General features: G+C 67.4%; 10 protein-coding genes. 6 read left to right on the top strand and 4 right to left on the bottom strand.

Features of this window, described 5'->3' with window-relative positions; all coding sequences use genetic code 11:
* The 6 genes from ACE37B_RS24225 to ACE37B_RS24200 all read left to right on the top strand — a co-directional run.
* Positions 1 to 724, top strand: a 724-nt coding sequence (locus ACE37B_RS24225) for a DUF2510 domain-containing protein (RefSeq protein WP_409925930.1), incomplete at its 5' end; no start/stop codon positions are given.
* A 152-nt stretch (positions 725 to 876) separates the two neighbouring features.
* Positions 877 to 2493, top strand: coding sequence for a Rieske 2Fe-2S domain-containing protein (locus ACE37B_RS24220; protein WP_409925929.1), 1617 nt, complete (start codon positions 877 to 879; stop codon positions 2491 to 2493).
* Between the two features lie 103 nt (positions 2494 to 2596).
* Complete coding sequence (locus ACE37B_RS24215; RefSeq protein WP_409925928.1) at positions 2597 to 3187, top strand: NfeD family protein; 591 nt, start codon at positions 2597 to 2599, stop codon at positions 3185 to 3187.
* The gene (locus ACE37B_RS24210; RefSeq protein WP_409925927.1) at positions 3184 to 4224 is read left to right on the top strand and encodes an SPFH domain-containing protein; all 1041 of its coding nucleotides are present in this window, start codon (positions 3184 to 3186) and stop codon (positions 4222 to 4224) included. The genes ACE37B_RS24215 and ACE37B_RS24210 overlap by 4 nt, the downstream gene beginning before the upstream one ends.
* A 3-nt stretch (positions 4225 to 4227) precedes the next feature.
* Entirely contained in the window at positions 4228 to 4773 is a 546-nt protein-coding gene (locus tag ACE37B_RS24205) for a DUF2510 domain-containing protein (protein ID WP_409925926.1), read from the top strand.
* 249 nt (positions 4774 to 5022) lie between these two features.
* The gene (locus tag ACE37B_RS24200; protein WP_409925925.1) at positions 5023 to 8751 is read left to right on the top strand and encodes a BREX system ATP-binding domain-containing protein; all 3729 of its coding nucleotides are present in this window, start codon (positions 5023 to 5025) and stop codon (positions 8749 to 8751) included.
* A 57-nt stretch (positions 8752 to 8808) separates the two neighbouring features.
* Here ACE37B_RS24200 and ACE37B_RS24195 read toward each other — a convergent pair whose 3' ends face one another.
* From ACE37B_RS24195 to ACE37B_RS24180, 4 genes are all read right to left on the bottom strand, one after another.
* Positions 8809 to 9807: a glycine betaine ABC transporter substrate-binding protein gene (locus tag ACE37B_RS24195; protein WP_409925924.1), complete on the bottom strand. Its 999-nt coding sequence runs from the start codon at positions 9805 to 9807 to the stop codon at positions 8809 to 8811.
* A 70-nt stretch (positions 9808 to 9877) separates the two neighbouring features.
* Complete coding sequence (locus ACE37B_RS24190; RefSeq protein ID WP_409925923.1) at positions 9878 to 10612, bottom strand: ABC transporter permease; 735 nt, start codon at positions 10610 to 10612, stop codon at positions 9878 to 9880.
* An 11-nt stretch (positions 10613 to 10623) separates the two neighbouring features.
* The gene (locus tag ACE37B_RS24185; RefSeq protein ID WP_409925922.1) at positions 10624 to 11352 is read right to left on the bottom strand and encodes an ABC transporter permease; all 729 of its coding nucleotides are present in this window, start codon (positions 11350 to 11352) and stop codon (positions 10624 to 10626) included.
* On the bottom strand, positions 11349 to 12545 hold the full coding sequence (locus ACE37B_RS24180; protein ID WP_409925921.1) for a betaine/proline/choline family ABC transporter ATP-binding protein: 1197 nt from the start codon (positions 12543 to 12545) through the stop codon (positions 11349 to 11351). The genes ACE37B_RS24185 and ACE37B_RS24180 overlap by 4 nt, the downstream gene beginning before the upstream one ends.
* Between the last annotated feature and the right edge of the window lie 43 nt (positions 12546 to 12588).

Here is a 12588-nt window from a genome sequence, read left to right as displayed (position 1 = left end):
GCCGGCCGTCACCGAGCCGGCCGTCACCGAGCCGGCCGTCACCGAGCCGGCCGTCGCCGACCTGGCCGACGACACGGCCGTCACGGCTGACGCCACGGCGATCTCGCCGACCCTGCCGGGCGAGTCGACGGCCGATGAACCCGCTCCAGCCGAGCCCGCCGTCGACCCGGTTGCCGCTGCAGCGGTCGCCGCCGCCGACGAACCCGCCGGCTGGGGTGCAGCTCCCGACAGCTCGGGCGGCGACACGTCGATCGCCGATCTCGCTGCTCAAGTCGGCGCAGACGAAGGATCTTCAGGTGTCGATGTCGGCGCCCTCGCTGCCGGAGCCGCAGGTGCGGCTGGCGTCGGCGCAGCGGGCGTCGCCAGCCAGGCTGGCGACGCCGTGAGCGGAACCGTCGGCGACGTGTCCGAAGCTGCAGGTGGCCTCGGGGCCAGTGCGGCCGACACCGCGAGCGGCTACGCCGAGCAGGCGACCGAAGCCGCCGCTGGTGCCGCTGAACAGGCAGCTGGCGCAGCCGAACACGCGGCCGACGCGGCGTCCGGGGCGGCCGAACAGGCAACCGAAGCCGCCGCTGGTGCCGCTGCGGCAGGGGAATCGACCGTGCCGGCCGGCTGGTATGCCGACCCGTCGGGCCGCTTCGAGCTTCGCTACTGGGACGGCACCGCCTGGACCGAGCACGTCAGCCGCGCTGGTCAGCAGTACACCGACCCGCCGGTCGCCTGACCCGACGCTCGGCTCCTGCGCCCACTGCGGCGCCGGACCAGCGAACACCACGAGCGAACATGTCGCACGGCCACCTCAGCTCGCGCTGGGTGGCCGTGTGTCGTTCGTGACGTGGCACCCTTCGCGCGGGCCCACCTCCTAGCCTGGCGCTCGTGCGAGTCACCTCGATCGGTCACGCCGGCATGTTGGTCGAAACCACCGCCGGATCCATCCTCTGCGATCCTTGGTTCGTCCCGGCGTTCTTCGGGTCGTGGTTCCCGTTTCCGCGCAACGATCAGCTCGACGATGACCTGCGAGAGCGCATCGAGTCGGCCGACTTCCTCTATATCTCTCACCTGCACGGCGATCACCATGACGAGCCGTGGCTGCGCGAACACCTGCGCCGCGACATCCCCATCCTGTTGCCCGGATTTCCCACCCGCGAGCAGCAGCGGACGCTCAAGGCGCTCGGCTTCACCGAGTTCGTCCGCACCGTCGACACCGTCGAAACCGAGATCGCACCCGGGCTCACCGTCGCCATCCACATCGAGTCGTCGATCACCGACGGACCCGGCGGCGACTCGGCGCTGGTCGTCATGGCCGACGACGCAATCGTCGTCGACCAGAACGACTGTCGCACGACCGACCTCGGTCAGCTCCGAGCACACGGGCCCGTCGATCTGCACTGGCTGCAGTTCTCGGGCGCCATCTGGTACCCGATGGTCTACGAGATGGCCGACGACGCGAAGCTCGACGCGTGCCGGGCGAAGGTCAAGGCGCAGTTCGCTCGAGCGATGCGCTACGTCGAACACGTCGGAGCTCGCGCGATCGTTCCGAGTGCTGGCCCTCCAGCGTTCCTCGATCCCGACCTGTTCGTTCTGAACATGATCGACGGCCACGAGGCGAGCATCTTTCCCGACCAGACCGTCTTCTTGCAGATGCTCGCTGAGGCCGGCGCGACCGGCATCATGAACATTCCCGGTACCAGGATCGATGTCGAACCCGACCATCACGTCACGACCGGCGACTCGACCGGCGACTCGACGGGCATCGCGGTGACCCACCCGATTCCCGACGACGAGGTCGCGGCGATCTTCTCCGACAAGCGGGCCTACCTCGAGCAATACCAGTCGGACTGGCTCCCCTGGCTCGAGCAGATGAAGGCCGGCTGGAACTCGCCGTCGACCGACCTGGTGGCGAGCCTGGCGGCGTGGTGGAACCCGCTGCTCGAGATGGCTCCGACCATCAGGCGCCACGTCGGCGCGAACGTCGTCATCCGAGCGCTCGACGATACGACCGGCGGGTCGCTCGACATCGTCGTCGACTTCCCGAACGGCGAGGTGCGGCGTCACGACGGTGAGCCGTATGCGTTCCGGTTCGACATCGACCGGCGGCTCATCGAAACCGTGGTCGCGCAGCGAGCCGTCGACTGGAGCAACTCACTGCTGCTGTCCGCGCGTTTCGTGGCGTGGCGCGACGGCGACTTCAACGAGTACGTGTACAACTTCTTGAAGTCGCTGTCACGGGAGCGGATGAAGCGCGCCGAGGCCGAAGCGGTTCGCAAGTCGGCGCCACCCGACGCCGACCAACTCGCCGCCGAACCCGACATCCAGATCGGTGACCACATCGTGCAGCGACGTTGCCCGCACCGCGCCGCCGACCTCGAGGCCTTCGGGGAGATCGACGGGTGCGAATTCGTCTGCACCCTCCATGGTTGGCGGTTCGACCTCGACACCGGTGCCTGTCTGACGTCGGCGAACGAACCGCCGATCCGCATTCGCCGGGCCTGAACGTCACGGTCGCGCGGCGACCGCGGGGCGATCTCCGGGCAATCTCGGCGCGATCGGCGTTCACGAGTCAGGGCACCTTCCGAAACGGCACTAGGTTGGAGTCATGGTTGGTGTCTTGGATCTCGGTATCGACCTGAACGTGTGGCCGTGGATCTGGATCGGCATCGCGGTGATCTTCGCGTTGATCGAGCTCACGGCACTCGCCGGGTCGTTCGTGCTCCTCCCCTTCGCCGTGTCCGCCTTCGCCGCGTCACTCGCCGGGTTCTACGACGCGCCAGTCGAGCTGCAGTGGGCGATCTTCATCGTCGGCGGTGCCGGGCTCTGGATGCTCTTCTGGCGCTACGCAAAGCGCTTCGCCAACGACAACGCGATGCCCGAAGGGGTAGGAGCCGACCGCTTGGTCGGCATGACGGCCATCGTCACTGCCACCATCGACCGCAACGACATCAACCGGCGCGGCCGGGTCAAGGTCGCCGGCGAAGAGTGGGGAGCCCTCCCGACGAATGACATGGTGCTCCCGCCCGGCTCCAAGGTCAAGGTCACAGCGATGGAGGGAACGCGGGTGGTCGTCGAGCACCTCGATCTCGCTGCACCGACCGAGCCACCATCCCAACCGCCGAACGGTCCGCCTCGCTCCGCGCCCCCATCGTCGCCGCAATCCCCATCTCCCCAACACCCTGAGGAGGGTTCATGAGTGCCATCGCCATCGTCGTCGGCGTCATCGCGCTGATCGGCATCGCCGTGCTGGTCGCCGCCGTCAAGATCGTGCGGCCGTATCAGCGCGGTCTCGTCGAACGACTCGGCAAGTACAAGACCACCGAGGAACCCGGCCTTCGGCTCATCGTCCCGTTCATCGAGACGATGCAGCTCATCGACATGCGCGAGCAAGTCGTCGACGTGCCGCCCCAGGAGGTCATCACGGCCGACAACGTGGTGGTCTCCGTCGACGCGGTCGTCTACTACGAAGCCACCGACCCGCAGCGCCTCGTCTACAACGTCGCCGACTTCTTCACCGCCATCACCAAACTGGCGCAGACCAACCTGCGCAACCTGATCGGCGACCTCGAACTCGACCGGGCCCTCACGTCGCGCGACACGATCAACACGCAGCTCCGTGAGGTGCTCGACGACGCCACCGACAAGTGGGGCGTGCGAGTCGTGCGAGTCGAGATCCAGCGGATCGATCCGCCGCCAGACATCGTGTCGGCCATGCACGCCCAGATGCGCGCCGAGCGCGACCGCCGTGCAACGGTCACCGAGGCGAAGGGCTACCAGGAAGCCGCCATCGCTCGTGCCGACGGAGAGCAGCAGGCCGCCGTGCTGTCGGCGCAAGGCCGCAAGGAGGCCGCCGTGCTCGACGCACAAGGTGAGGCCGAGGCGATCCAGCTGCGCGCGCAGGCGAACAAACTGCGACTGCAACTGCTCGGTGAAGGTGAAGGCCTCGCCGCGAAGGCGCGCCTCAGCGGCATCAAAGATGCCAACACCGACCACAACGTGCTCACCGTCGAGTACCTGTCCGCGCTCGAACGAATCGGCGACGGACGAGCGACGAAGCTCGTCATCCCTGCGGAGTTCTCGGGCCTGCTCGGCACGGTCGCTGCCTTCGCCGAGACGATCCGTCCCGACGACGACACCGACCAAGTTCGACCCAAGGACGGCCTGCCGATTCCGGACGACAACGATCGCGTCGAGCTTCCGGAGCCGGATCAGGACGAGTTCCGGAGCCGCTGAGTCATGCGGTACGTCGACGCGCCACCAGCCGGTTGGTATCCGGATCCCGACGGGCAGACGCGCCTGCGATGGTGGGACGGCTTCGACTGGACCGACATCCGCCGGGCACCGCCAAGTGACGCCGAACTGATCGCAGCCGAGGAGAATCGGGCGTTCTACGAGCGCAACGAGGTGCAGGCTCGCGAGCAACGGTATGCACAGGTTCCCGCGGGGCCACTCGGGCGGCAGGACGTGCAAGAGATCATCGCCGAGGTGCGCAACGTCGCGCGCAGCGAACTCGATCGCGCCGCCAACGAGTTCAGCAACCGAGCTACCGCGGCGGTTCGAGGGTTCACGCCGCTCATCTCGAGCTACACCAGCACCCTGACAAAATGGGTCAAGCGGGCGGTCATCATCGCGATCGTGCTCCTCGTTGCCTACTTCGTGTTCCAAGTGGTGGTTCAAGCAAGCGTGTTCGAGTGGATCGGCGACCGCATCGACAACCTCACCGATGAGCAGTCCGGCAGCGCCCCGCCGCCGCTGCTTCGGTGGTGGTCGCCCGTGTCGTGACGCTACGCATTGTGTAGTCGGTGATGCGGTGTAGTCGGTGATGCGGTGTAGTCGGTGATGCGGTGTACTCGGTGATGCGGTGTAGTCGGTGATGTGCGACGGGAGGGCGTTCCGGCATCGAGCGACGAACCGCACACCGCAGGTACATCGTCGACGCCGAAACGCCGCAACCGACCCCGTCAGCCGATTGCCCTCCCAGACATCTGCGACGATACGTCTCGCCGCTGAGTGCTCGCTGAGTAGCGTCACGTGCCGCACGAGGACGGGCTGACCGTGGGCACACCGATCTCATCGGGAGTGTCGGGCCCCGTCGAGATCGTCGAGGAACGCGTCGGTTGGCGAGTGCTCGGCGAGGTCACGGTCGACCTCGCCGAGGTGAGCGGGTCGCTCGTCGGGCAGCGGCAGCGTGCCGTCCTCGCGTACCTGGTCCTTCATGCTGACGACAACGTCTCGGTCGACCAACTGATCGAAGGCCTCTGGGCGGGCGATCCCCCGATGACCGCCCGGAACTCGATCCAGCGCTTCGTCGCCGACATCCGACGTCGGCTCGGACCCGCAGCAGCTCGGCTCGTCACGACGACCGAGGGGTACCGGCTCATCGCGACACCCGACGAGATCGATGTCGAGCGATCACGACGACACCTGCATGCCGGGCTCGATCTGCTGCACGACGGCGATGCCCTGGGCGCTGCTGGCGAGTTCGGCCGTGGACTGGCCGAATGGCGCGGCCAACCGCTCGCCGGCATCGGCGACGTGTCGTTCCGGGCGGGCGCGATCGCGCAGCTCGCCGAGTTGCGTACGCAGTTGCTCGAAGCGAGCTTCACTGCCCGACTCGAGCTCGGCCACCACGACAGCATCATGGCGGAGCTCCGCCGCTTCGCATCCGAGCACCCCCACCGTGAGCGGGCCTGGTTCCTCGTGATGGTGGCGCTGTATCGATGCGGCCGCCAGACCGAAGCGCTCGACGCGGCCCGGTTCCTGCGCCGCTCGCTGCTCGACGATCTCGGTGTCGACCCGTCACCCGAGATCACCGAACTGGTCCACGACATCTTGATGCACGCGCCGTGGCTCCGACTCCGCGCCGACACGCCGGAATCGACGGTCGACGGAGAGTCGTCGAGCGATCCCACCCCGACGCACCTCGGTGCCGCTACCGCTCGCCGAACGACCGGCGTGATGCCCAGCCCGCTGCTCCGGTCGATCACCGGACCGATCGTTGGCCGAGCCACGGAACTCGAACGAGCTCGGCGCACGCTGAACGAACTGGTCAATGGCTTGCCACACGTGACTTTCGTGAGCGGGGAGCCGGGCATCGGCAAGACGCGGCTGATGGCCGAGATGGCAGCGCTCGCCCAGCAACGCCACGCCGTTGTCGTGTACGGCCGCTCCGCCGAGGACACGGCGATGCCGTTGGGCGCTTGGAGCGAGGCGCTCAGCGACCTGCTCGCCGAGGCGAGTCCCCGTCGGTTGGACCACGACCTCGGCGACCACGTGCACGACCTCGTTCACGTGGTGCGTGACGCGCTGCGCGTCGCCGACACCGAGACCGAGACCGACACCGACACCGAGACCGAGACCGACACCGAGACCGAGACCGAGTCGCTGTCGGAGGAGCGTCGCGCCACGCTGTTTCGAGCCGTCGTCGATCTACTCAACGACCCCCGTCGACGAGTACCTCTCGTCATCGTGCTCGACGACCTCCAGTGGGCGGACACCTCGACGCTGCAACTCGTCCGCCACGTGGCCCGAAACCTCGTGCATCCCGTCTGGTTGATCGCGTCGTTCCGGCACACCGGTCTCCTCGATCGACACCCGCTCGTCGACGTCGTGGGCTCCCTGCGCGTCGAAACGCACGTCGACGTCCACCAGCTGGGCGGCCTCGAACAGCACGACGTGGTCGATCTGCTGGCGGCGTTGCTGCCCGACATCGAGCCCGAGCGGCTCACCGGCATCGCCGACGCGATTCGACGCGAAACCAATGGCAACCCGTTCTTCGCCGGCGAAATCGTACGCGACCTGATCGAGTCGGCAGGAGAACCCGCCGACGTCGCCCTCGCCGCCTTGAGCGTCGACGCTCCAGCGCTGCCAGACAGCGTTCGCCAGGTGGTCCGCCAGCGCGTCGGCCGACTCGGAGAGTCGGCGAGCGCCACCTTGCGGATGGCGAGCGTGCTCGGCCGCGAGTTCCACCTCCAGGACCTGGCCGACGTGGTTCGCCACGACGAGCACCGGGTGCTCGACGACCTCGAAGCGGCACTCGACGCCGCCCTCGTCTCCGAGGCACCCGGTCGACCCGATCGCTTCAGTTTCTCGCACGACCTCGTCCAGCACGCCCTCTACCACGACCTGAGCCTCAGTCGACGCCGTCGTCTGCACGCCCGAGCGGGCCTCGCGATCCTTTCCCGCGCCCGGGCCGACGCCGGACCGAGCCGCTCCGCCGAAGCCGCTCGGCATCTGCTCGATGCGCGCGACCCGGCGATCGCAACGGAGACGGTCGAGACCTTGCGACGAGCTGCCGAACTCGCAGCCGGGCACTCCGCACCCGATGACGCCGCCGACCTGCTCGCGTCCGCGATCGAAGTAGCTGAAGATCCCGCCTTCGCCGCGAACCTCGATCATGCCGATCGCTTGCGGGTCGAGATGATGGTGGAGCGCGGCGTCCATCTTCGTAGCGCCGGCGACCCTGCGTACCGCGACGTGCTCCTCGACGCCGGCCAGGCGGCACATGCGATCGGTGACGTCGACAGCGAAGTTCGAGCCGCACTGGCGAACACCCGCGGCGTGCAGACGAACATCTGGGAGCTCGATCACCAGCGCATCGCGCAACTCCGCTCCGCGCTGAGCGCGCTCGGAGACGAACGATCGGCACGCCACGCCAACCTCCTCGCCGGACTCGCGAGCGAACAATGGGACGATGCACATCGCGCCGAAAGCGCCGTCAGCCGCGCCGAGTCGATTGCGATGGCTCGCATGGTCGGCGACCGCTCCACGCTGGCCAACGTGCTCGCTCGCGCGGGCCGGGCACGCAACACCATCACGTCGCCCGACGAGTTGCGGCGGCTCGTCGACGAAGTTCACGAACTGCGCGACCACCTCGACAGCTTCGATCCCTACCTTGCGGTCAACGTCTTGCGGACCGAGCAGAACCAGGCGCTACGCAACGCGGACCCCGAACTGCTCCACGACGCGTCGGCCGCGCTTCGCGAGCTCGCAAACCGTCGGCCCCTCGCCGTGTGCGACCGGTCGGCTCGGCTCACCGACGTGCTGCTCGCCGGTATCGCCGGCGATGGCGAGGAGTACCTTCGCCTCGCCGAGATCGCCTATCGGGTGTCGAGCGACATGGGTGATCCGGAGTCGATGATCGCCTACCAGAGCCACCTCTTCTATGGCCTCCATCTCGTCGGACGCACCCACGAGTTGATCGACGCGACGAAGGAGGCCGCCGAGGAGCGACCGAGCATCGATCTGTATCGGGCCGTCGAGGCGAACGTCGCATGCATCACCGGCGACCCCGAACGGGCTCGCTACATCGTCGACACGGGGTTCTCGCGAGGGATCGCACGACCGACGGACGACTACACGATCCAGTCATTGCAGCTCTGGGCCGACGCCGCCGCCGGCGTCGAACACCTCGAGGCCTCGACGGCGCTCCTCGAGTTGCTCGCCCCGCTCAGCGGTCGGCTGGCCGGTCACGTCGTCCACGTGACCCAACCACTCGACCTGTCGCTCGGGCGGCTGTGCAGGACGCTCGGCCGCTACGACGAGGCGCTCCGGTTTCTCGACATCGCAGCCGAGATCGCCGAGCGCTTCGGTGCGACCTGGATGAGCGAGCAGACCGACGTGGCTCGAGCGTTGACGCTGCAACGCCGTGATCAGCCGGGCGACGACGAACGCGCCGATTCGATCCTCGTCGAGGTGATCGGGCGCGCCACACGCCACGCTCACCCCGCCGTCGCCGCCGACGCCATCGCCGCCCGCTGATCCTGTCTCTTTCGATCAACGGACGACGATCAGCGCACGATCATCAGCGCACGATCATCAGAGAAGATCGTTGGCTTCCAGCCACTCGGTCGCCACGGCGTCGGACTCCCGGAACTCGATATCGGTCTCGGTGTTCCAAGCGAGCAGGTCGTCCGTCGTGATCATGGCGCTCAACGCGTCGATGTCGGCAGCGAGGCCGTCGCCGTACGCTTCGAGCACGTCGGTCGCGACGATCGGCGCGATGTTCTGCGCCGGGAACAGCCCCTGGTCGTCGTCGAGCACCTTGAAGCCCTGCTCGGTGATCTGAGGCGCCGTCGTGTTCCAGATAACCGCGTCGACATCACCGCTGGCCAACGCTTCGCCGAGGATCGGCCCGAACTCGAGCGTCACGTAATCGGCGAAGGTGATCCCGTAGACGTCGGGGTCCTCGAGTCCGATCAGACACTGCGGGCGTTCGACGCACTGCGACGACGCCCCGAGCACGTAGTCGAGGCCGGCGACATCGGAGATGGTCGACGCTTCGGAGTCACCTCGCACGACGAACGCATCGCCGTCGACCGCAGGTGAATAGTCGAGCAGCGTCCCGCCGATGTCGGCGAACGCCGGACGGATGATCTCCATGATCTCGTCGGCGTCTGCCGTCGAAGGAGCGTCGGGAGCCAACGCTGCCTGCGAGCCGCCGATGTAGTCGATGATCAACTCGAGGTCGCCGTTGGCGATGCCATCGATCGCTTCGGTGCGGAAGCCGGCCGGCGTGAGAATCTCGACGGGATACCCCTTCGCTTGCAGGTATTGGCCGTAGACCTCGGCGATTGTGATCGCCTCGCTGAAGTCCTGACCGCGGACGCGAATGGTCGGTCCGTCGGCAGCCGGTGCCTCGCCGTCGGACGTCGCAACGCTGTCGGCCGGAGCCGTGGTCTCCTCGGCCGGCGCCTGGGTGGTCGCCGCAGCATCGTCGCCGTCGTCGTCGCTACCGCATGCTGCGGCGACGAGGCCGAAGACGGCCAACGGCGCGAGCACCTTGGCGAGAATCCGGTGTCGTGTAGGTGTGGTCATAGCTGTTTCTCCTTGTTGGCGAAATGTTGGCGAAGTGCTGGCGAAGTGTTGGCGAAGTGCTGGCTCGGTGTCACGGTCGGGAGTGGCGGGCGAGTCGGCGTACGCCAGCGGGAAGGGCGAGTCGTTCCACCAGAACGAACACCCCGGCGGTCGAGGCGGCAAGTCCGCCGATGAGCACGATGCCCCCGACGACGAGTGTGGTGTTGTTCTGCCCGAATCCGTCGCGAACGTAACGTCCGAGACCGTCGCCTCCGAGGAAGGCACGGATCGGTTCGGTCGCGACGACCTGAATGGCCGCGACACGAACGCCGGCCATGATCAACGAGGCGCCGAGGGCGAACTCGACTCGGGCGAGAATCGAGCGCTCGTCGTAGCCCAGAGCTCGAGCGGCATCGACCGAGCCCTGCGGAACCTGGCGGATCGCGACGTAGGTGTTGAGGAAGATCGGAACGACCGCCAACAGAAAGAGCGCGATGAAGATCGGCCACGGCTCGAAGCCCCATCCGCGTCGCAACGACCAGGGGACGAGGAGTGCAGCGATGGCGAATGTGGGAACCGCCCGACTCAAGCTGACGAGCCAGGTGCTCGTCATCTGCGCCAACCGATAGTGCGCGAGGATCGCTGCGACCGGCACCGCGATGAGCGCAGCGGCCACGGTCGCTGCGGCGCAGAGGATCACGGTGTCGACGAGCGACTCGAGGATGCCACCGCGCCCGCTCCACGTGTCGGGGTCGAAGAACCACTCGAAGAACCCGATGTCTCGCCGCACGGCGGTCTGCGCAGGACTCCCCGCTGCGTTGCTCACGGCGCGCACGATCACGACGCCACCACCGCGGTGGTTCCTGCTGTCGCCGCGGCCGGAGATGTTGCTTGCTTCGGGGTGCGTCGCCGACGTTGCCACGGCGTCAGCAACGTGCCAGCGAGCACCAGCAGCGCGTCGATCGCCAACGCCAAGATGATCGACAGCGACGCGCCGACGGTCATCGGGGTCCAGAAGGTGCGTCGAAGACCGCTGAAGATCAACCCGCCGAGCCCCCCCTGTCCGATGATCGCAGCGACCGTCACCAAGCCGACCGTCGACACCGACGCGATCCGGATGCCCGTCATGATGAACGGAATCGCCAAGGGAAGCTCGACGCTCCAGACGCGGCGCGCCGGCGACATCCCCATGCCATCGGCTGCGTCGCGAACGGCGGCGGGTACCGACTGAAACCCCGCGACCGCGTTGGTCACGAGGATCAGCAGCGTGTAGCCGGCCAGGGGCAGCACGGCGGTCCAGCGCGAGAGGTTGCCGAAGACGGGCGCGAGCAGCGCGAACAACGCGACACTCGGCAGCGTGTAGATCAGACTGGTGGTCGCCGTCACCGGGGTCGCCATCCAACGCACGCGGAGCACCAACGCGGTCAGGAACGCGGAGATCACCACACCGACCGCCAGGGCGAGCACGGTCAAGGTCAGGTGTTCGACGATGGCCTCACGGATCTGGTCCCATTCCTCGACGACCCACTCCCACCGGATGATCGGGTTCGTCGCTTGGGCGATCACGGGCTCTGCGCTCCCAGGCTTCGTCGGATGTCTTCGAGCGTGACGACACCGCCGAACCGGCCGTCGTCGTCGATGACCGCTGCGGACGAGTTGGCGTTCATGATCAGTTCCATGGCTGCTCGCAGTGTGCTGTCGGGTTGCACCTGCGCCGCAGGTACCTGCAGTGCGTCGGTGTCGAGCCGGCCGTGTGCGCGAAATGCGGCGCGGGCGTCGTCGGCGTGGACCCACCCCACGAAACGCTCGTCGACCGTGATGCCGAGCCACTCGCTCATCTCGGCGGCGAGTACCGCCTCGACGTCGGCCAGATCGGCGCTGTCGGCCACGACCGGGCCCTGATGATGTCTCAGGCCGCTGACCGTCTTGAGCGAGAGGCGACGCAAGCCTCGCTCGTCGCCGATGAAGCTCGCGACGAAGTCGTTCGCCGGTGCGCTCATCAAGTCGTCGGGGGTCGCTACTTGCTCGAGGATCCCTCCGACGTTGAGCAGCGCGATCCGGTCCGCGATTCGAAGGGCCTCGTCGAGATCGTGCGTGACGAGGACGATCGTCTTGCGGACCTTGCTCTGCAGGTCGAGGAGTTCGTCTTGCAGCCGGCTCCGGACGATCGGGTCGACCGCACCGAACGGTTCGTCCATCAGCAACACGGGTGGGTCGGCAGCGAGCGCTCGGGCCACGCCCACCCGCTGTTGCTGACCGCCCGACAGTTCGTCGGGATAACGAGACAGCAGATCGTGATCGAGCCCGACGAGCGTGGTCAGTTCCTCGACGCGTTCGGCCGTTCGTTTGCGATCCCATCCCAACAGATCGGGGACCGTGGCGACGTTGCTGGCGATGGTGCGATGCGGGAACAGACCGACCTGCTGGATGACGTAGCCGATGCTGCGGCGCAGCTCTTGCGGTGACCGACCGAGGATGTCGACGCCGTCGATCTCGATCGTTCCCGCCGTCGGCTCGACCAGTCGGTTGATCATGCGCAGCGTGGTGGTCTTGCCGCACCCCGAGGGTCCGAGCAGGGCCGTGATCGTGCCCGCATCGATGTCGAGCGAGAGTCGATCGACAGCGGGCTCGGTGGAGCCGGCAAAGACCTTGGTGACCTCGGTCAGGCGGATCGAGGTTGCGCCAGATGAGGTTGCGCCAGATGAGGTTGAGCCAGATGAGGTTGCGACCGGGCGGGAGCGACCGCTCCGACCATCCATGGCAACGTCCATGACACCGGGCGGAGTCTCGTCATTCGGGCGG

Origin of the sequence: Ilumatobacter sp. (genome assembly GCF_046290335.1) — a bacterium.
Taxonomy (GTDB): domain Bacteria; phylum Actinomycetota; class Acidimicrobiia; order Acidimicrobiales; family Ilumatobacteraceae; genus Ilumatobacter_A.
The sequence above is the reverse complement of the archived record's forward strand: the minus strand, read 5'-3'. Positions and strand labels throughout refer to the sequence as shown.

Bases quoted from the DNA above. Each gene is read 5' to 3' on its own strand.
- ACE37B_RS24180 (WP_409925921.1), bottom strand. From the start codon at position 12,545: ATGGATGGTCGGAGCGGTCGCTCCCGCCCGGTCGCAACCTCATCTGGC.
- ACE37B_RS24205 (WP_409925926.1), top strand. From the start codon at position 4,228: ATGCGGTACGTCGACGCGCCACCAGCCGGTTGGTATCCGGATCCCGAC.
- ACE37B_RS24195 (WP_409925924.1), bottom strand. From the start codon at position 9,807: ATGACCACACCTACACGACACCGGATTCTCGCCAAGGTGCTCGCGCCG.
- ACE37B_RS24210 (WP_409925927.1), top strand. From the start codon at position 3,184: ATGAGTGCCATCGCCATCGTCGTCGGCGTCATCGCGCTGATCGGCATC.
- ACE37B_RS24215 (WP_409925928.1), top strand. From the start codon at position 2,597: ATGGTTGGTGTCTTGGATCTCGGTATCGACCTGAACGTGTGGCCGTGG.